Source organism: Shinella sp. (assembly GCF_035998705.1).
Lineage (GTDB): Bacteria > Pseudomonadota > Alphaproteobacteria > Rhizobiales > Rhizobiaceae > Shinella.
Window position 1 is genome coordinate 154,536 of the sequence record NZ_DASYHH010000014.1, and the last position, 18,279, is coordinate 172,814.

Consider the following 18,279-nt stretch of genomic DNA (forward strand, 5'->3'; position numbering starts at 1 on the left):
TTTGGCCGGCTTTTTGAGTCAAGGACCCGGCCTCCCGCATATATAGTGGCAGACAGAATCGTCCAGCGGCCACTGGACGATGCGCACCGATTCCGCAGGAGGGTGCGCGCAGGGGCAAAGGAAACTATCGCGAGATGGGAGATATCCGCGGCGAGAGAGTCGTGTTCCGCAAGCAGGACATCGTTCCGTTGCATGAATTGCCGTCCGCGCAGGCGCACGAACCCATCGTCCTGCATGCGGTGCAGGCCAGCCGCACGGGCATCGCCTGCCGCATCGTCGCGGCGACCGTCGCTCTCGTGCTGTTTCTCGGCGCGGTGCTGATCGGCCTGGTCGAGACAGGGCTTTTCGACAGCACGCTCAATGCCCGCGCCGTCGCCGCCCTCAACCAGGCGCTCGGCCCCCGCTACCGCGCTTCGGTCGATCATACCGTGCTGCGCCTTGCCGGCTTCAACGGCTTTGCGCTGAAGGCGGAAAATGTCCGCATCGTCGAACTCGAATCGGCCAAGGAGCTGGCGACGACCGATTCGATCGGCATCGTGCTCGATCCGCTGGGGCTTGCCTCCGGCCGCCTCGCCGTGTCGCGGCTCGATGTCGACGGCGTCATGTTCAATGCGGCGCTGCTGCCGGAGAGCAAGCCGCTCGATCTGGCGGCGCTGCGCATTTCCGACGTGCCGGACTATCTCGAAACCACGTTCGAGCGGCTCGACGGCGTCAACAGCCTGATCGCCGCCAACGGCATGCAGACCGTCAAAATCTCCGATCTCGGCGCGTCCTTCCAGGGGCCGGACGGCAAGCCGATCACGCTCGCCATCGCCAGCCTGCAATTCGCCCGCGACGGCGACGGCACCATGTCGATCGACGGCCATTTTTCGCTGGATGGTTCGGAGGGCGAGATCGACCTCAGCGCCTCGGGGGCGGAAGGCACGATCCGCACGCTCGACGGCTCCATCCGCAACGTGGCCCTCGGCAAATTCCTGCTCGGCAACGACGTCAACGGCAACACGCATGCCGGCGTCGACACGACGGCGGATGTCTCGGTCACTTCCGTGCGCGAGAGCGCCGGCGCAAAGCCGGTGCTGGGCCTCACCGTCAACGTCGCCGCCGGAAAGGTCTATGGCGACGGCGTTCCGGCGGACCTGCAACCCTCCACCCTCAAGGCCACCTATAATTTCGACAAGGGCTCGATCGAGCTTGCCTCGCCGGATGCCAGCGTCGGCCAGTCGCATTTTCCCTTTACCGGCGGTCTCATCGACCTCGACCGTGTCTCGGACCGGCCGGACAAGGGTTTTGCCATCGATCTCGTCTTCAGCAATGCGGTCAGCCGGCCGGTCGATTCCACCGAGGCGCCGATCCGTTTCGACGCGAAGGTCAACGGCTACTATCTGCCGAAGACGAAGAACCTGCTGTTCGAGCAGATGGCGGTTTCCAGCGAGAAGGGCAATGTGGCCGGCTCGCTTGCCTTGCGCTTCAGTGATCGCGCGCCGGAAGTCAGCTTCGTCATGATCGCGAGCAAACTGGAATCGGCGGCCGTCAAGCAGTTCTGGCCGTTCTGGATGGCGAAGACCGCGCGCAGCTGGGTGATCAAGAACATCTTCGGCGGCACCATCACCAATGGCCGCATCGAGTTCTACCTCGCCGAGGGCCGCGAGCGCCTGCCGGGCGTGCCGATGCATCTCGGCCCCGAAGAATTGAAGATCGACTTCGACATCGAGGGCGCGCGCATGAACGTCGCGGGCGAAATCCCGCCCTTGCGCGACACGTCCGGGAAATTCCGCCTGCGGGGCCCGCGCACCGAAATCCAGATCACCGGCGGTGCGGCCTATTTCCCGTCCGGCCGCTCCGTCGCGCTGACCGGCGGCACCTTCGTTCTGCCGGACAATTATACCAAGCCGCTGATGGCGGACATGGACATCGACGTCGCCGGCAATGCCGATGCGATCGCGGAACTGGTGACCTACCGGCCGATCCGCGCGCTGCCGGCGACCGGTTTTGCGCCGGGGGATTTCGCCGGGCGGGTGAAGGCCAAGGTGAAGGCGCATTTCGGCATCATCGCCGCGCACAATCCGCCGCCGCCGGAATGGACGGCCGCACTCACGCTCGACGGCGTGGATGTCGCCAAGCCCATCGCCGGCCGCCAGGTGACAGGCCTTCACGGCCTGCTGGCGATCGATCCCAAGCAGGCTGACCTCAAGGCCAAGGCCGATATCGACGGCGTGACGCTCGATCTCGAACTGCTCGAGCCCGTCGGCAAGACGAGCCCCGTCAAGCGCAAGACGATCCTCTCGGGCACGCTCGACAACAGGGACCGCCGCAAGCTGCTGCCGGGCCTGGAGGAGGTGCTGGAGGGCGCGATCACCGTGCGGATGGAGCAGGATGGCGACGGGCCGCGCCAGGTGGAGGCGGATCTCGGCGCCGCCGCGGTCTCCATTCCCTGGATCGGCTGGACCAAGGGTGCGGGCATCGGCGGCAAGGTCACGCTGACGGCGGACAGCAAGGACGGCGTCACCCGGGTTTCCGATTTCCGCTTTTCCGGCGACGGGTTCAATGTCGCGGGCGATCTCACCTTCCGCGGCGCAAGGCTGGACGCCGCAAACTTTTCCACCGTCCGGCTTTCGGCCGACGACCGGTTCCGGCTGAAGCTGGAGCGCGGCAAATCCGGCTATTCGGTCGTGGCGGATGGCGAGGCGGCCGACGTGCGCTCGGTGCTGGCGCGCCTCAAGAACGCCGGCAGCGGTGAAGGCGGCGGCGACAAGCAGGGCGTCACCGTGCGGGCCAACCTGTCGCGCGCCGTCGGCTTCAACGGCGAGAGCCTCTCCAATGTCAGCTTGCGCTACGCCACGACGGGCAGCCGCATTTCCGGCGTCGACCTGTCGGCGGTGACGGCCGGCGGCGCGCCCGTGGTGGCGCAGCTGGCCCAGAACGGCGGCTCCGACGCCATCCAGCTCACCAGCGGCGACGCCGGGGCGGTGGCGCGCTTCGCCGATATCTACAGCCACATGCGCGGCGGCCTGCTGAATGTCCGCCTGCGCGAGACCGCCAACAGCGGCTGGCGCGGCTCCGTCGACATCCGGAATTTCTCGCTCGTCGGCGAAGAACGCCTGCGGTCGCTGGTGTCCACGCCGGCCGGTGAGGACGGGCGCAGCCTCAACCAGGCGGTGCGCCGCGAAATCGACGTCAGCGCCGTGCGGTTCTCCCGCGGGTTTGCGCAGGTGCGCACCGGCGGCGGTTCGCTCAGCCTGGAAAACGGCGTGGTGCGCGGCGAGGCGGTGGGCGCTACCTTCCAGGGCACCGTGCGCGACGCCAACGGCCGGATCGACATGACCGGCACCTTCATGCCGGCCTATGGTCTCAACCGGCTCTTCGCCGAATTGCCGCTCATCGGCATCATCCTCGGCAACGGCAACGACCGCGGCCTGATCGGCATCACCTTCAAGCTGGCAGGCCCCTTCGACAAGCCGAAACTCACCATCAACCCGCTGTCGATCATCGCGCCCGGCGTCTTCCGCAACATCTTCGAGTTCCAATGAAAAAGCCGCCCGGAGGCGGCCTTCATCGTCGGTCCTGCGCGGCCGATCAGGCCGGGCGGACGAGGATGTGTTTCTTCTTGCCGAGCGACAGTTTCACGACGCCATCGGCGGAGACGTCCGAGGTGCCGATCATGCGGCGCTCGTCGGACACTGCGGCATCGTTGATGCGCACCGCGCCGCCCTGGACGTGGCGGCGGGCCTCGCCGTTTGAGGCGGCAAGGCCGGCCTTGACGATGAGGTTCAGCAGGCCGATGCCGGCCGCGAGTTCGCTTGCCGTGACGTCGATCGACGGCAGGTTTTCGGCGATCGCGCCTTCCTCGAAAGTCTTGCGTGCGGTCTCTGCGGCCTGTTCGGCGGCCTGGCGGCCGTGCAGCATCGCCGTCACTTCCGTGGCGAGGATCTTCTTCACCTCGTTGATCTCGGCACCGCCAAGGGCTGAAAGGCGGGCGATCTCGTCCATCGGCAGCGTGGTGTAAAGCTTCAGGAAGCGCGAGACGTCGGCGTCTTCCGTGTTGCGCCAGTATTGCCAGAAATCATAGGCCGACAGCATGTCCGGGTTGAGCCAGACGGCGCCGGAGAGCGACTTGCCCATCTTGGCGCCCGACGCGGTCGTCAGCAGCGGCGAGGTCATCGCATAGAGCTGCGGCGTGCCCATGCGGTGGCCGAGGTCGATGCCGTTGATGATGTTGCCCCACTGGTCGGAGCCGCCCATCTGCAGACGCACGTCGTAACGCTTGTTCAGTTCGACGAAATCGTAGGCCTGGAGGATCATGTAGTTGAATTCGAGGAAGGACAGCGACTGCTCGCGGTCGAGGCGCGTCTTCACGCTGTCGAAGGAGAGCATGCGGTTGACGGAAAAATGCCGGCCGACGTCGCGCAGGAATTCGAGATAGTTGATGCCGAGCAGCCAGTCGGCATTGTTGATCATCAGCGCGTCCTTGGGACCTTCGCCGTAAGTCAGGTAGCTCGAAAACACCTTCTTGATGCTGGCAATGTTGCTGTTGATCGTATCAGGCGTCATCAGCTGGCGCGCATCGTCCTTGAAGGACGGGTCGCCGACCATGCCCGTGCCGCCGCCCATCAGCGAGATCGGCCGGTGGCCGGTCTTCTGGAACCAGTGCAGCAGCATGATCTGGATGAGGCCGCCGGCATGCAGGCTCGGCGCCGTCGGGTCGAAGCCGATATAGGCGGTCACGGTTTCCTTGGCGAGAAGGTCGTCGAGGCCGGTTTCATCCGAAATCTGGTGGATGAAGCCGCGCTCTTTCAGCGTGCGAAGGAAATCTGACTTGAATTCGGACATGGCCTGTCTCTCTCGGCGGGAATGCTGTGGACGGGATGTTTTTTGGCCGGACGTAATTTTCCGGCGAACCGCCGGGCGTTTATCACTGTTTCACCGCATAATCACTCCAAAAGTGATTCTGGAGCGCACGAGATGACGGCACTGCGGACGGCAATCGGTCTGATGAGCGGCACGAGCCTGGACGGCATCGACGTCGCGCTGCTGCGCACGGATGGCGAAGCTGTCGTCGAGCGCGGGCCGTCCATGGGGCGCCCCTACGATGCCGCCTTCCGCCGCCGCCTGCAAGGTGCCCTGGAGACCGCCAAGGCGATCGGCAAGCGCGAGGAGCGGCCGGGTGACCTTGCGGAAATCGAGCGTGACCTGACGCTGCGTCACGCCGAGGCCGTCAATGCCTTCCTTGCGGAAAACCGGATGAAGGCAGACGATATCGATGTCATCGGCTTTCATGGCCAGACGGTGCTGCACCGGCCCGATGCGGGCGTGACGGTGCAACTCGGCGACGGCGGGCTTCTGGCACGCGAGACCGGCATCGCCGTCGTCTATGACATGCGGGCCAACGACATGGCGCATGGCGGACAGGGCGCGCCGCTCATTCCCGTCTATCACGCGGCGCTCGCCGCCAGCCTCTCCAGTTCCACCGGCCGGGCTGTCGTTTTCGTCAATATCGGCGGCATTTCCAACATCACCTTCATCGGCAGCGCCGGCGAGATCGTCGCCTTCGACAGCGGCCCCGGCAACACGCTGATCGACCAATGGGTCGAGGCCCATGCCGGCATTCCCTACGACCAGGGCGGCATGATCGCCTCGGAGGGCCGGGTCGATCCCGATCTCGCCAACCGCTACCTCAGCCATGCCTTCTTCACCGCCCCGGTGCGCCGCTCGCTCGACCGCAACGATTTTTCCCCGCCGGAGGGCGTCGATGCCAGCCTCGAAGACGGCGCGCGCACGCTGGCCCATGTCACGGCGGCCGCCATCCTGCGCTCCGCGCGCCACCTGCCTGAGCGGCCGAAACTCTATGTCGTCTGCGGCGGCGGCCGGCTGAACCGGGTGATCATGGGCGATCTCGCGGCACTCGCCGAAGTCGAGGGGGCGGAGGTGGTGGTCGCCGAGGCGGTCGATCTCAACGGCGACAGCATGGAGGCGGAGGCCTGGGCCTATTTCGCCGTTCGGTCGCTGCGCGCCCTGCCGCTCACCTTCCCGGGTACGACCGGCGTCAAGGCACCCGTCAGCGGCGGTCTATTGCAGAAACCGGCCCTTGAAGATTAACGCTTTTTTGGCGGCCGCGCCCTAGCATCGTGCCGGGACCGTTGCGGGGCTTTCTGCACGCGTGGTCGATGTGTCTTGCGTAAGGTTTGCCTATGAGTGGCGCGGGCTTCCTGCTGGCGGTGAATTTCCTCATTGCGCAGTGTTTCTGCATGTTCTTCCTGGCGGTTTCCGCCAGAAGCCGCAATCGTGTTGCCGCCCGCTGGTTCGCCGCCACCTATGCCGTCGCCTCGCTCGCCGCCATTTTCGAATTCCTCGTCGCCTATGTGCCGCCGGCAAAACCATGGGCGATCCTCGCCTTCGCCTCCATGCTCGGCGCCATGTTGATGCTGCGTGTCGGCCTCGGCCAGCTTTATGGGCTCAAGACCAATCGCGCGTGGCTTGTGGCGATCTTTTCCGCCTTCGTGGCGCTCGACTACTTCATCTACGACCTGCCGCGCGGCACGCTCTCCCATGCGCTGCCCTATCAGACGCCGTTTGCGGTGGCGCTCGGCATGAGCGCCTTTGCCGTCTGGCGCGCCCGCCCGCCGAGTTTCGTCGATCGTGCGCTGATCGTGCTGCTGGCGCTGACCAGCGTGCATTTCCTGGCAAAGGCCTTTGCCGCCGTGCTGGCCGGCTCGGGCAACACGGCGCAGGATTATCTCGGCAGCCAGTTTGCGCTCGTTTCGCAGAGCATGGGGGCAGTGCTGATCGTCACCGTCGGGCTGATGCTGCTCTGCGTGCTCGTGCTGGAAATCGTCGCGGACGAGAAGGTCAATGCCGAGGTCGATCCGCTTTCCAGCCTGCTCAATCGCCGCGGCTTCGACAATCGCATCGAGGCGCTGCTGGCGGGCACCGGCCCGCACGGCCTCATCCTCTGCGATATAGACCATTTCAAGAAGGTCAACGACACCTATGGCCACCAGGGCGGCGACGTGGCCATTCGCGCTTTTGGCGAGGCGCTGAGCATCGCCGCTCCGCCAGGCGCGCTGGTCGCGCGCATCGGCGGCGAGGAATTCGCGCTGTTCCTGCCGAACACCGGCAAGGAGGCGACGCTGCTCTTCGCCCATACTCTGCGGGCGACCCGCGCCGTCGCCCCCATTTCGGGCCTGCCGCCGGGTGTGCGCATCACCGCCAGTTTCGGCGTGGCGGAGATGACGCGGGGCGAGCCGCTGCGCCTTGCCATGCGCCGGGCCGACGACGCGCTCTATGCGGCCAAGAATGCCGGGCGCGACCGGGTGCACGAGGCGGAGCCGCCGACCGTCGTGGTCGAGGTCTTCAAACGCGCCAATTGACGGCAAAGAAAAAGCCCGATGGCGGACCATCGGGCTTTTTGATGCGGGTTTTCGGCCGGTCAGCGAATGCGCTTGGCGGCCGGCTCGGGCGTCAGTTCGCCGGCGAGGCGGCGGTCGAGGTAATCCTCGCATTCCGCCATCAGCGTTTCGGTCTGGCCGTTGAAGAAGTGGTTGGCGCCCGGCACCAGGCGGTGCGTGATCAGGATGCCCTTCTGCGTCTTCAGCTTTTCCACCAGGCCGTTGACGTCCTTCTCCGGCGCCACCTTGTCCGCATCGCCATTGATGATGAGGCCGGACGACGGGCAGGGGGCGAGGAACGAGAAGTCGTAAATGTTCGGCTGCGGGGCGATCGACATGAAACCTTCGATCTCCGGCCGGCGCATCAGGAGCTGCATGCCGATCCAGGCGCCGAAGGAATAACCGGCGACCCAGCAGCTCTTCGAATCGGGGTGCAGGCTCTGCACCCAGTCGAGCGCGGAGGCCGCATCGGAGAGTTCACCCGCGCCATGGTCGAACTCGCCCTGGCTGCGGCCGATGCTGCGGAAGTTGAAGCGCAGCGTCGTAAAGCCGCGCTTCTGGAACATGTAGAAGAGCTGGTAGACGATCTGGTTGTTCATCGTGCCGCCGAACTGCGGGTGCGGGTGCAGCACGATGGCGATGGGCGCATTCTTCTGCTTGGACGGCTGGTAACGGCCTTCGAGGCGACCGGCGGGTCCGTTGAAGATGATTTCGGGCATTCTTACTCCGGCAAGTTCAGGTTCGGGAACGGATTCTTGTCAACTGAAGTCTTGACGGAAGCAGTCAGCTTTTCTAGAACCTAGTTTAGAACCATTCGAAACTGTATAGGCGTCTGTGGTACGCCGTGAGTTTGGTGTCATAAGGCAAGCCCGACGGAAATTTCAAGGAAAATGCACGCTGCTTTGCATATGCCGGGCGGGTACGGATAAAGAATGACGAAGACGGAGCGCACATATCTGGACTGGAACGCCACGGCGCCGCTGCTGCCGGCGGCGCGCGAGGCCGTTCTTGCCGCGCTCGATACGGTCGGCAATCCGTCCTCCGTGCATGGCGAGGGCCGCGCGCTGCGCATGCTGGTGGAAGCCGCGCGCCGCGACGTCGCAGCGCTGGTGCATGCCGCGCCCGCGCATGTCACCTTTACGAGTGGTGCGACCGAGGCGGCGAACCTCGTTCTGACGCCCGATTACCGCATGGGCCGCACGCCGCTTGCCATCAGCCACCTCTACCACTGCGAGATCGAACATCCGGCGATCCGCGAGGGTGGACGGTTTTCGCGCGACAAGCTGACATCCATTCCGGTGACGCCGGCCGGTCTTGTCGATCTTGCCGCGCTGGAAACCCTTCTCCAGGGCCACGACAAGGCAAAAGGCCTGCCGATGGTCGCCATCATGCTCGTCAATAATGAAACGGGCGTCGTGCAGCCGGTGAAATCGGCCGCCGAGATCGTGCACCGCCATGGCGGGCTGCTCGTCGTCGATGCGGTGCAGGCCGCCGGTCGCATCCCGGTCGATATCGCGGCGCTCGACGCGGATTTCCTGATCCTCTCCTCGCACAAGCTCGGCGGCCCGAAGGGCGCCGGCGCGCTCGTCTCGCGCGGCGAGGTGCTGATGCCCGTGCCGCTGATCCGCGGCGGCGGGCAGGAGAAGGGGCATCGCTCCGGAACGGAAAACCCGGCAGCCCTTGCCGGCTTTGCCGCGGCCGCGCGCGTTGCCTCTGCCGAATTCGCGGAGCGCAATGCCCGGATCGCCGGCCTGCGGGATGCATTGGAGGCCGGCATGCGGATGGCGACCAACGACGTCATCATTCACGGTGCGGATATCGAGCGTGTCGCCAACACCTCGTTCTTCAGCCTGCCGGGCCTGAAATCGGAAACGGGGCAGATCGCCTTCGATCTCGAAGGCATCGCGCTTTCCGCCGGTTCCGCCTGCTCCTCCGGCAAGGTCGGGCAGAGCCATGTGCTGACGGCCATGGGTTTCGACGCAGCCCTTGGCGCCTTGCGCGTGTCGCTCGGTTCCGGGTCTACGCAGGCCGATGTCGACCGCTTTCTTGCGGCCTTTTCGCGTGTCGTCTCACGGCGGCGCGCGGCCTGAGGGGAATCTTGCGAAAACTCAAGTTTTCGCTTGCCAAAAGGTGGGAAAGTCCGCCTTTGGCGCCTACATAAGCGGCGGGAGGTCCCGCCAGACGTTGACAAACTGCCGGACCTTGTATCCGGCGAGATTGGAGAACGATATGCCTGCGGTGCAGGAAACGATCGATCAGGTCCGTCTTATCGACGTAGACCAATACAAATACGGTTTCGAAACGACGATCGAAATGGAGAAGGCTCCGAAGGGGCTGTCCGAGGAGATCATCCGTTTCATCTCCGCCAAGAAGGGCGAGCCCGACTGGATGCTCGCATGGCGTCTCGAGGCCTATCAGCGCTGGCTGACGCTCGAAGAGCCGACCTGGGCGCGTGTCGACTATCCGAAGATCGACTTCAACGACCTCTATTATTATGCCGCTCCGAAGAACCAGAGCGGCCCGCTGTCGATCGACGAGGTCGATCCCGAACTCCTGAAGATGTACGAGAAGCTCGGCATTCCGCTGCGCGAGCAGGAAATCCTTGCCGGCGTGCAGACCTCGAAGATCGCCGTCGACGCGGTGTTCGACTCGGTCTCGGTCGTGACCACCTTCAAGGAAGAGCTGAAAAAGGCCGGCGTGATTTTCATGTCGATCTCGGAAGCCATCCGCGAGCATCCCGATCTCGTGAAAAAGTATCTCGGCACCGTCGTGCCGACGTCCGACAATTTCTACGCGACGCTGAACTCCGCGGTCTTCACCGACGGTTCCTTCGTCTACGTGCCGAAGGGCGTTCGCTGCCCGATGGAACTGTCGACCTACTTCCGCATCAACGAGAAGAACACCGGCCAGTTCGAGCGCACGCTGATCATCGCGGAAGAGGGCGCCTACGTCTCCTACCTCGAAGGCTGCACCGCGCCGCAGCGCGACGAAAACCAGCTTCACGCTGCCGTCGTCGAACTGGTTGCGCTGGACGACGCCGAGATCAAGTATTCCACCGTCCAGAACTGGTATCCGGGCGACAAGGACGGCAAGGGCGGCATCTACAACTTCGTCACCAAGCGCGGCGATTGCCGGGGCAGGAATTCCAAGATCTCGTGGACGCAGGTCGAGACCGGCTCCGCCATCACTTGGAAGTATCCGTCCTGCATCCTGCGCGGCGATGGCTCGCGCGGCGAGTTCTACTCGATCGCGGTATCGAACGGCCACCAGCAGATCGACAGCGGCACCAAGATGATCCATCTCGGCAAGAACACGTCGAGCCGCATCGTCTCGAAGGGCATATCGGCCGGTTTCTCCAACAACACCTATCGCGGCCAGGTTTCGGCCCACCGCAAGGCGGAGAACGCGCGCAACTTCACCCAGTGCGATTCGCTCCTGATCGGCGACAAGTGCGGCGCGCATACCGTGCCCTATATCGAGGCGAAGAACGCGACCGCGCAGTTCGAGCATGAGGCGACCACCTCGAAGATCTCGGAAGACCAGCTGTTCTACTGCCTCCAGCGCGGCATCCCGACCGAAGCGGCGATCGCGCTGATCGTCAACGGCTTCGTCAAGGAAGTCATCCAGGAACTGCCGATGGAGTTCGCCGTCGAGGCGCAGAAACTGATCGGCATTTCGCTGGAAGGCTCGGTCGGCTGACCGGGTAGGAATGCCCCGGCGGATTTCCGCCGGGTGGCCGGGCGTGCCTTCGATGAAGTTCCCGCGTGATCCGTTATATTAGACGGTGCGGTTCTCATCGGGAGAAGGCGACATGGATCCGGTCAATCTGACGTATTATGCCGTGGTTTGCGGTGGACTGGCAGCGTATGCGCCCAATGTTCGGAATTTGGCGGTACGCACGGTAGTGGGGCTTGGCCTCGGCGGTTTCTCCGCCATGATGCTTCCGGTGGTCCATTTTTTCCTCGGCTTCTGAAACCAAGACGGGAGCGTTTGAGCGCTCCGAACGCAGGACCGAAAAACCATGCTTGAAATCAAGAATCTGCACGCCCGCATCGCCGAAGACGGCACCGAGATCATCCGCGGCCTGAACCTCACCGTGAAGGCCGGCGAAGTCGCCGCCATCATGGGCCCGAACGGATCCGGCAAGTCGACGCTCTCCTACATCCTCGCCGGCCGCGAAGACTACGAAGTCACCGAAGGCGAGATCCTCTACAATGGCGAGAGCATTCTGGAGCTCGACCCGTCCGAGCGCGCCGCCAAGGGCATCTTCCTGGCCTTCCAGTACCCGGTCGAAATTCCGGGCGTCGCCACCATGCAGTTCCTGAAGGTTGCGATGAACGAGCAGCGCAAGGCGCGCGGCGAGGCCGAACTGACGACGCCGGACTTCATGCGCCGCGTCAAGGAATCGGCTGCCGAACTGAAGATCGCGCCGGAAATGCTGCGCCGCCCGCTGAACGTCGGCTTCTCCGGCGGCGAGAAGAAGCGCGCGGAAATCCTGCAGATGTCGCTCTTGGAGCCGAAGCTCTGCGTCCTCGACGAGACGGATTCCGGTCTCGACATCGACGCGCTGAAGATCGTCGCCGATGGCGTCAACGCGCTGCGTTCGCCCGACCGCGCCGTCGTCGTCATCACGCACTACCAGCGTCTGCTCGACTACATCGTTCCGGACACCGTCCACGTGCTCTACAAGGGCCAGGTCATCAAGTCTGGCGACAAGACGCTGGCGCATGACCTGGAAGCAAACGGTTATGCCGACATCATCGATGCTGCTGCCTGATGCATCGTGAAGGAGTAAACTCATGAATATGCAGACAGGCATGAAGTTGTCCGGCGCCGAAACGGCGCTCTGCGAAGCCTATGACCATGCGATCGGCGAACTGCCGGGCGATGGCGCGGTGCTTGCGGCCCGCGACGTGCTGATCAGCGACTTCAAGGATGCCGGCCTTCCGACGCGCCGCGTCGAGGCGTGGCACTATACGGACCTCAAGGCGCTGCTGCGCGCCGTGCCGGCCTTCGATCCGGCCGCATCTGCGGCAAAGATCGGCCCGCTGGTCGAGGGCTCGACGGTGCTTTCGGTCGTCAACGGCCTTGCTGATAGCCGCGCTTCAGCCGACGGCGTGACGCTGCGCACCTTTGCCGGTGCGCTCGCCGACGGCACCGCCGCCGAAGGCCTTGCCGCCCGTGACGGCGACGACACGATCGGCCGCATCAACGGCGCCTTCGTGCGTGACGGTTTCGTGCTCGATTTCCCGGCCGGGACCGAGCTCGAAGCGCCGCTCGAAATCCAGACGATCCAGAATGCCGGACAGACCCATACGCGCTTTCCGGCGACCTTCGGCGCCAACGTCAAGGCGACCGTCATCGAACGCCATGTGGCGATTGGCGAGAACGCCGCCTTCGTCACGACGGTCAGCGATATTTCGCTTTCCGACGGTGCGGAAATCACCTGGATCATCTTCCAGGGGCAGGGCGCTGCCGATACCCATCTCGGCCAGATCCGCATCACGCTCGGCACGGACGCCAAGCTGCGTCTCTACGTGATCAATGCCGGCGGCAAGCTCGTTCGGCAGGAAATCCATGTCGTGGTGGCGGGCGAGGGCTCCGACCTCATCCTGCGCGGCATCAACCTGCTCGGCGGCGAGACGCACAATGACGTGACCTTCACGGTCGGTCACAACGTGCCGAACACGACGTCGTCGGAAGTCATCCGCAATGTGATCTTCGATCGCGCCCGCGGTGTCTTTCAGGGCCAGATCCGCGTGGCGCCCGATGCGCAGAAGACCGACGCGAAGATGTCGTGCAACACGCTGCTCTTGTCGGACGAGGCCGATTTCTCGGCCAAGCCCGAGCTCGAAATCTTCGCCGACGACGTGCAGTGCGGCCATGGTGCGACCGTGATCGACATCGACCACGTCCAGCTCTTCTACCTGATGGCCCGTGGCATTCCGGAGAACAAGGCGCGCGCCATGTTGGTCAACGCCTTCGTCGCCGAGATCGTCGAGGAGCTGGAAGACGAGCCGCTGGTCGAGGCGCTGGAAGGCGTCATCGCCGCCTGGCTGGAAAAGCACGCTTAAAGAGGGACCATCGAGATGGAACACGCTCCCGCGAAGGCCTATGACGTCGAGGCGATCCGCAAGGATTTCCCGATCCTGTCGAAGACGGTCTATGGCAAGCCGCTGGTCTATCTCGACAACGGCGCCTCGGCACAGAAGCCGCAGTCGGTGATCGACGCCATTTCGCATGCCTATTCGAACGAATATGCCAATGTGCATCGCGGCCTGCACTTCCTGTCCAATGCGGCGACGGATGCCTATGAGGCGGCGCGCGAAAAGGTGCGCCGTTTCCTGAATGCCTCCTCGGTCGACGAGATCATTTTTACAAAATCCTCGACCGAGGCGATCAACACGGTCGCTTACGGTTATGGCATGCCGAAGATCGGCGAGGGCGACGAGATCGTGCTGTCGATCATGGAGCACCATTCCAACATTGTGCCGTGGCATTTCATCCGCGAGCGGCAGGGCGCCAAGCTGGTCTGGGCGCCGGTGGATGATGCGGGCGCGTTCCACATCGAAGACTTCGAAAAATGCCTGACGGAGCGCACCAAGCTTATCGCCATTACCCATATGTCGAATGCGCTCGGCACGATCGTTCCGGTCAAGGAAATCTGCCGCATTGCCCGTGAGCGTGGCATTCCGGTGCTGGTCGATGGCTCGCAGGGGGCCGTGCACATGCCGGTCGACGTGCGCGACATCGATTGCGACTGGTACGTGATGACCGGTCACAAGCTCTATGGCCCCTCCGGCATCGGCGTGCTCTATGGCAAGATGGACCGCCTCAAGGAGATGCGCCCCTTCCAGGGCGGCGGCGAGATGATCGTCGACGTCACGGAAGACATCGTCACCTATAACGAGCCGCCGCACCGTTTCGAGGCCGGTACGCCGCCGATCGTGCAGGCGATAGGCCTCGGCCATGCGCTCGACTACATGGAAAAGATCGGCCGCGCCGCCATCTCGACGCATGAGGCGGATCTGCGCGACTATGCGCATGAGCGGCTGTCGGCGATCAATTCGCTCAAGATTTTCGGCACGGCGCCGGGCAAGGGCTCGATCTTTTCCTTCGAACTCGAAGGCATCCACGCGCACGACGTCTCGATGGTCATCGACCGGGCGGGTGTTGCGGTGCGTGCCGGCACCCATTGTGCGCAGCCGCTCTTGAAACGCTTCGGCGTCACCTCCACATGCCGTGCATCGTTCGGCCTGTACAATACGCGCGCCGAGGTGGATGCTCTCGCCGATGCGCTTGATCATGCCCGCAAGTTTTTTGCCTGAGGAGGTGGACCCATGTCCCTCGACGCAACGGAAGACAAGATCGACGTCCGCGACGGCATCGTGCATTCGGCAATCCCGGCCGACGAACTGGCGCGCCTCAGCGATGACGTCATTTCCGCGCTGAAGACGGTCTACGACCCGGAAATCCCGGCCGACATCTTTGAACTCGGCCTGATCTACAAGATCGACATCGAAGACGACCGCATGGTCAAGATCGACATGACGCTGACCGCGCCCGGCTGCCCCGTGGCCGGCGAGATGCCGGGCTGGGTCGAGAATGCCGTTGGTGCCGTCGAGGGCGTGTCCGGCGTCGAGGTCCGCATGACCTTCGATCCGCCGTGGACGCCGGACCGCATGTCGGAAGAGGCGCAGGTTGCTGTCGGCTGGTATTGATCGCTTAACCGCGCAGCACTAGATTTAGATTCGGAAACCGCCGGGCCTTGAACCCGGTCGGCGAAGGAGAAACGGCCAATGGCCTTTGCAGTTATGAAGCTCACCGATGCGGCGGCAGACCGTGTCAAGGCGATCGTCGACAATGCCGGCGCTGACGCCAGGGGCATTCGTGTCGGCATCAAGAAGGGCGGTTGCGCGGGCATGGAATATTCCATCGACCTCGTCACCGAAGCGAACGCCAAGGACGACCTGATCGAGCGCAACGGCGCGCGTGTCTGGGTCGCGCCGGAAGCCGTGCTCTATCTTCTCGGCACCGAGATGGATTTCGAGGTGACGACGCTGCGCTCCGGCTTTACCTTCCACAACCCGAACCAGACATCCGCCTGCGGCTGCGGCGAATCGGTCGAGCTGAAGCCCGCCGACCTTGCGGCCCTTGCCGCCGCCGGCCAACCGACGGTACGCGCCGGCTGAACCCGGAATGCCGCAGGTGCAGGACTGCAAAACCTCACGACTTTCCTTCGCCGCCGGATTTGCCTAGTCTCCCACGCGCGGCACCCGGATCGGGTGCCGGCGGATCGCCAGGGAGGGGAGGCGCGCGATGACCGGCTTTGCCGCGGCACTTTACCAGAACCTGCCCTTTCCGGCCCTGATCGTCGATGCCGAGGCGCGTGTCGTTTCGTTCAATGAGGCGGCTGCGCGCGCTTTCGGCTGGAATCGCGATGGCCGCAAGCCTGCCGACGGAGCCGTCATCGATGGACCGACCCCCGGCGCGATCCTTGCCCGTTACGCTTCGGTCGGGCGCGAGAATGCGCATGCCCTTTCCTTCCGCCACGAGAACGGCGCGCTCTTCGATGCGACCGCGCATGTGATCGCCGTGCCGGACGAGGCTACCGGCGCTTGTTACGCGCTTCTCCTGCGCAGCCTGCTTTCCGGCGGCAGCCATGGCGAGCAGATCCTGCTCGGCCAGCGCTTCGATGCGGCACTCGACACCATGCCGGAAGGTTTTGCCGTCTTCGACCGGGAGGAACGGCTGATGATGTTCAACCGGACTTTCAAGGAGCGTTGCGGCCCTGCGAAGGAGGATGTGCGGGTCGGCGCGAGCCTCGAAAGCATCATTCGCGCGAATATCAGGGCAGGCGTCTACACGGATATCGAGGAGGGCACGCCCGAGGCGGAGGCCCTGGTGGAGGCGCGCCTGCGCGATCACCGTACACCCGATTCGGGCGGCGCGGTCTTCGCCTATGGCGGCGACCGGTGGATGCGCTCGGAAAGCCATGTCACGGAAACCGGCGATATCGTCGCGCTGCGCGTCGACGTCACGGACCTGAAGCGCGCCGAGGCGGCGCTGGAGGAGAAGCGCCGCGACTATCTCTCGCTGTTGCAGATCCTGCCGGACATGATCCTGCGCTTCGACAAGAAGCTCATGGTGCGTTTTGCCAATGACAAATATGCAAGCCACGTCGGCTCGACCACCGATGCCTTGATCGGCCGCTATCTGCCGGACGTCGCCTGCGCGCCGGAGCAGACGGCCGAGCTGATGAACATTGCGAACTATACGCCCGAGCAACCCATCCGGATGCTCGAAATCTGCATCGACAACCATGACGGCCGCGAGATGTGGATGCACTGGACGGCGGTCGCGAGCTTCGACGGAGAGAGCGTCAGCGAGGTGGTCAGCGTCGGCCGCGACATTACCGAGGCGAAGCGCCAGCAGCAGCAGGTGGAGGCGCAGACGAACGAGCTGCGCCTGAAGAACGAGGCGCTCGACCAGTTCACCGCCACGGTCTCGCATGACCTGAAGGCGCCGCTGCGCCATCTTTCCATGTTCGCCGAGATGATTTCCGAAGACCTGCACCGGGGCGAGGTCACCGAGCTGGTGCATTATGCCGATCATGTGCGCAAGAGTGCCGCCCGCATGCGCCGCATCATCGACAGCCTGCTCGAATTCTCGCAGATCGCCTATCGCATCACCGCGCCGAAACCGGTCGCGCTCTCCGATGTGGTGCGCGATGCGCTGGTGCTGCTGGAAGGCCATGTGCAGGAAAGCGGCGGCAGGATCGAGGTCGCGGCCCTGCCGGACATCCAGGGCGATCCGGAGCTTCTGAAGCGGCTGGCGCAGAACCTCATCGGCAATGCGCTGAAATATTGCCGGCCCGGCGAGGCGCCCGTCGTTCGCGTCTATAGCCGGGACAATGACGGCGCGATCGACTTCATCGTGGAGGATGACGGCATCGGCATCGACCCGCAGCACGTGGGGCGGATTTTCGATGTGTTTCAACGGCTTCACCGGGACGAGACGGTCTATCAGGGCACCGGCGTCGGCCTGGCGCTCGCCCGCCGCATCGTCGAGAGCCACAATGGCGTGATTGCGCTTGACACGAGCTACGGTCCGGGCGCACGCTTCATCGTGACGTTTCCACACCCATTAAAATCAAGGGGGAACGATCGTGGCAAGCTCGCCTAGAAAGCTGATCGTCGTCGATGACGACCCCGTGGATGTGCGCTTCGTGATGCGCGCCTTCAGCGATGCCGGCAGCCCCATCGAGATCACCCATGTGGCCGACGCGGAGGTCGCCAGCGACCGGCTCGCCACGGAAGCCTTCGATTACATCCTGCTCGACATCAACATGCCCGGCACCAACGGCATGGACCTGCTCAAGCGGCTGCGCGGGCGCACGCGCACGGCGGTGACGCCGGTCATCATGCTGTCCTCCTCCTCGAATTCCGCCGACGTCAACCGCGCCTACGAAAACGGCGCCAACGCCTATGCCGTCAAACCCTCGACGATCAGCGGCTACCGCGATTTCGCCGAAGGTTTCACCCGCTTCTGGGTCGACGTCGCCGTTTCCCCCTGAGCCTTTCCCTCCCTGCCCGACATGAAAAAGCCCCGGCCGACGGATCGGCCGGGGCTCATCAGGTTGAGGACAAGCCTCGCCCCACCCACCTTCGTCATCCTCGTCCTCGGGTTAAACCCGAGGATTGACCCGAGGATCCACCATCCGCGGCGTGCCAGCGGGATGGATGGTCGGGTCAAGCCCACAGGTGTCCGGTTTAAATTCAGGCCCATTCGAGCACCATCTGGCTGGTGTCTTGCGGCGGGTCTGGTGGTGGCTTCAGCAGGCGGTCTGTTCGGCGGCGATGCATGAGGTTTGCGCGTATGAGGCGGGCGAAAGCGA

At 64.2% G+C, this 18,279-nt stretch carries 15 protein-coding genes; 13 read left to right on the plus strand and 2 right to left on the minus strand.

Annotation, left to right across the window (positions count from 1 at the left end; genetic code table 11):
* Positions 1 to 134: 134 nt before the first annotated feature.
* Complete coding sequence (locus VGN93_RS12285; protein ID WP_327507715.1) at positions 135 to 3,527, plus strand: DUF3971 domain-containing protein; 3,393 nt, start codon at positions 135 to 137, stop codon at positions 3,525 to 3,527.
* Positions 3,528 to 3,573: 46 nt separating this feature from the next.
* On the opposite strand, the gene tyrS is transcribed toward VGN93_RS12285, so the two are convergent.
* On the minus strand, positions 3,574 to 4,827 hold the full coding sequence (gene tyrS / locus VGN93_RS12290) for a tyrosine--tRNA ligase (RefSeq protein ID WP_327507716.1): 1,254 nt from the start codon (positions 4,825 to 4,827) through the stop codon (positions 3,574 to 3,576).
* 132 nt (positions 4,828 to 4,959) lie between these two features.
* On the opposite strand from tyrS, the gene VGN93_RS12295 reads away from it, so the two are divergent.
* Both VGN93_RS12295 and VGN93_RS12300 read left to right on the plus strand, forming a co-directional pair.
* Complete coding sequence (locus VGN93_RS12295) at positions 4,960 to 6,093, plus strand: anhydro-N-acetylmuramic acid kinase (protein ID WP_327507717.1); 1,134 nt, start codon at positions 4,960 to 4,962, stop codon at positions 6,091 to 6,093.
* A gap of 92 nt (positions 6,094 to 6,185) precedes the next feature.
* Positions 6,186 to 7,364 carry a GGDEF domain-containing protein gene (locus tag VGN93_RS12300; RefSeq protein WP_327507718.1) on the plus strand — a complete coding sequence of 393 codons (1,179 nt, stop codon included), beginning with the start codon at positions 6,186 to 6,188 and terminating at the stop codon, positions 7,362 to 7,364.
* A 59-nt stretch (positions 7,365 to 7,423) separates the two neighbouring features.
* Here VGN93_RS12300 and VGN93_RS12305 read toward each other — a convergent pair whose 3' ends face one another.
* A complete protein-coding gene (locus tag VGN93_RS12305) occupies positions 7,424 to 8,101 on the minus strand; it encodes an alpha/beta hydrolase (protein WP_319321538.1) in 678 nt (225 codons plus the stop codon).
* Positions 8,102 to 8,314: 213 nt separating this feature from the next.
* On the opposite strand from VGN93_RS12305, the gene VGN93_RS12310 reads away from it, so the two are divergent.
* The 10 genes from VGN93_RS12310 (at position 8,315) to VGN93_RS12355 (ending at position 17,958) form a co-directional block, all read left to right on the plus strand.
* Complete coding sequence (locus VGN93_RS12310; protein WP_327507719.1) at positions 8,315 to 9,472, plus strand: cysteine desulfurase family protein; 1,158 nt, start codon at positions 8,315 to 8,317, stop codon at positions 9,470 to 9,472.
* A 139-nt stretch (positions 9,473 to 9,611) separates the two neighbouring features.
* Positions 9,612 to 11,081, plus strand: a complete 1,470-nt coding sequence (gene sufB, locus VGN93_RS12315) for a Fe-S cluster assembly protein SufB (protein ID WP_327507720.1) — start codon at positions 9,612 to 9,614, stop codon at positions 11,079 to 11,081.
* A gap of 112 nt (positions 11,082 to 11,193) precedes the next feature.
* The gene (locus VGN93_RS12320) at positions 11,194 to 11,355 is read left to right on the plus strand and encodes a hypothetical protein (protein WP_256115760.1); all 162 of its coding nucleotides are present in this window, start codon (positions 11,194 to 11,196) and stop codon (positions 11,353 to 11,355) included.
* Between the two features lie 48 nt (positions 11,356 to 11,403).
* Positions 11,404 to 12,159 carry a Fe-S cluster assembly ATPase SufC gene (sufC, locus tag VGN93_RS12325; RefSeq protein WP_319321524.1) on the plus strand — a complete coding sequence of 252 codons (756 nt, stop codon included), beginning with the start codon at positions 11,404 to 11,406 and terminating at the stop codon, positions 12,157 to 12,159.
* Positions 12,160 to 12,181: 22 nt separating this feature from the next.
* Positions 12,182 to 13,456 carry a Fe-S cluster assembly protein SufD gene (gene sufD / locus VGN93_RS12330; RefSeq protein ID WP_327507721.1) on the plus strand — a complete coding sequence of 425 codons (1,275 nt, stop codon included), beginning with the start codon at positions 12,182 to 12,184 and terminating at the stop codon, positions 13,454 to 13,456.
* 15 nt (positions 13,457 to 13,471) lie between these two features.
* A complete protein-coding gene (locus VGN93_RS12335; protein ID WP_327507722.1) occupies positions 13,472 to 14,710 on the plus strand; it encodes a cysteine desulfurase in 1,239 nt (412 codons plus the stop codon).
* A 12-nt stretch (positions 14,711 to 14,722) separates the two neighbouring features.
* Positions 14,723 to 15,103, plus strand: a complete 381-nt coding sequence (locus VGN93_RS12340; protein ID WP_256115767.1) for an SUF system Fe-S cluster assembly protein — start codon at positions 14,723 to 14,725, stop codon at positions 15,101 to 15,103.
* Positions 15,104 to 15,181: 78 nt separating this feature from the next.
* Positions 15,182 to 15,574 carry a Fe-S cluster assembly scaffold SufA gene (gene sufA / locus VGN93_RS12345; protein WP_319321513.1) on the plus strand — a complete coding sequence of 131 codons (393 nt, stop codon included), beginning with the start codon at positions 15,182 to 15,184 and terminating at the stop codon, positions 15,572 to 15,574.
* Between the two features lie 127 nt (positions 15,575 to 15,701).
* Positions 15,702 to 17,567: an ATP-binding protein gene (locus tag VGN93_RS12350; RefSeq protein WP_327507723.1), complete on the plus strand. Its 1,866-nt coding sequence runs from the start codon at positions 15,702 to 15,704 to the stop codon at positions 17,565 to 17,567.
* Positions 17,551 to 17,958, plus strand: coding sequence for a response regulator (locus tag VGN93_RS12355; protein WP_327507724.1), 408 nt, complete (start codon positions 17,551 to 17,553; stop codon positions 17,956 to 17,958). The genes VGN93_RS12350 and VGN93_RS12355 overlap by 17 nt, the downstream gene beginning before the upstream one ends.
* Positions 17,959 to 18,279 lie beyond the last annotated feature (321 nt).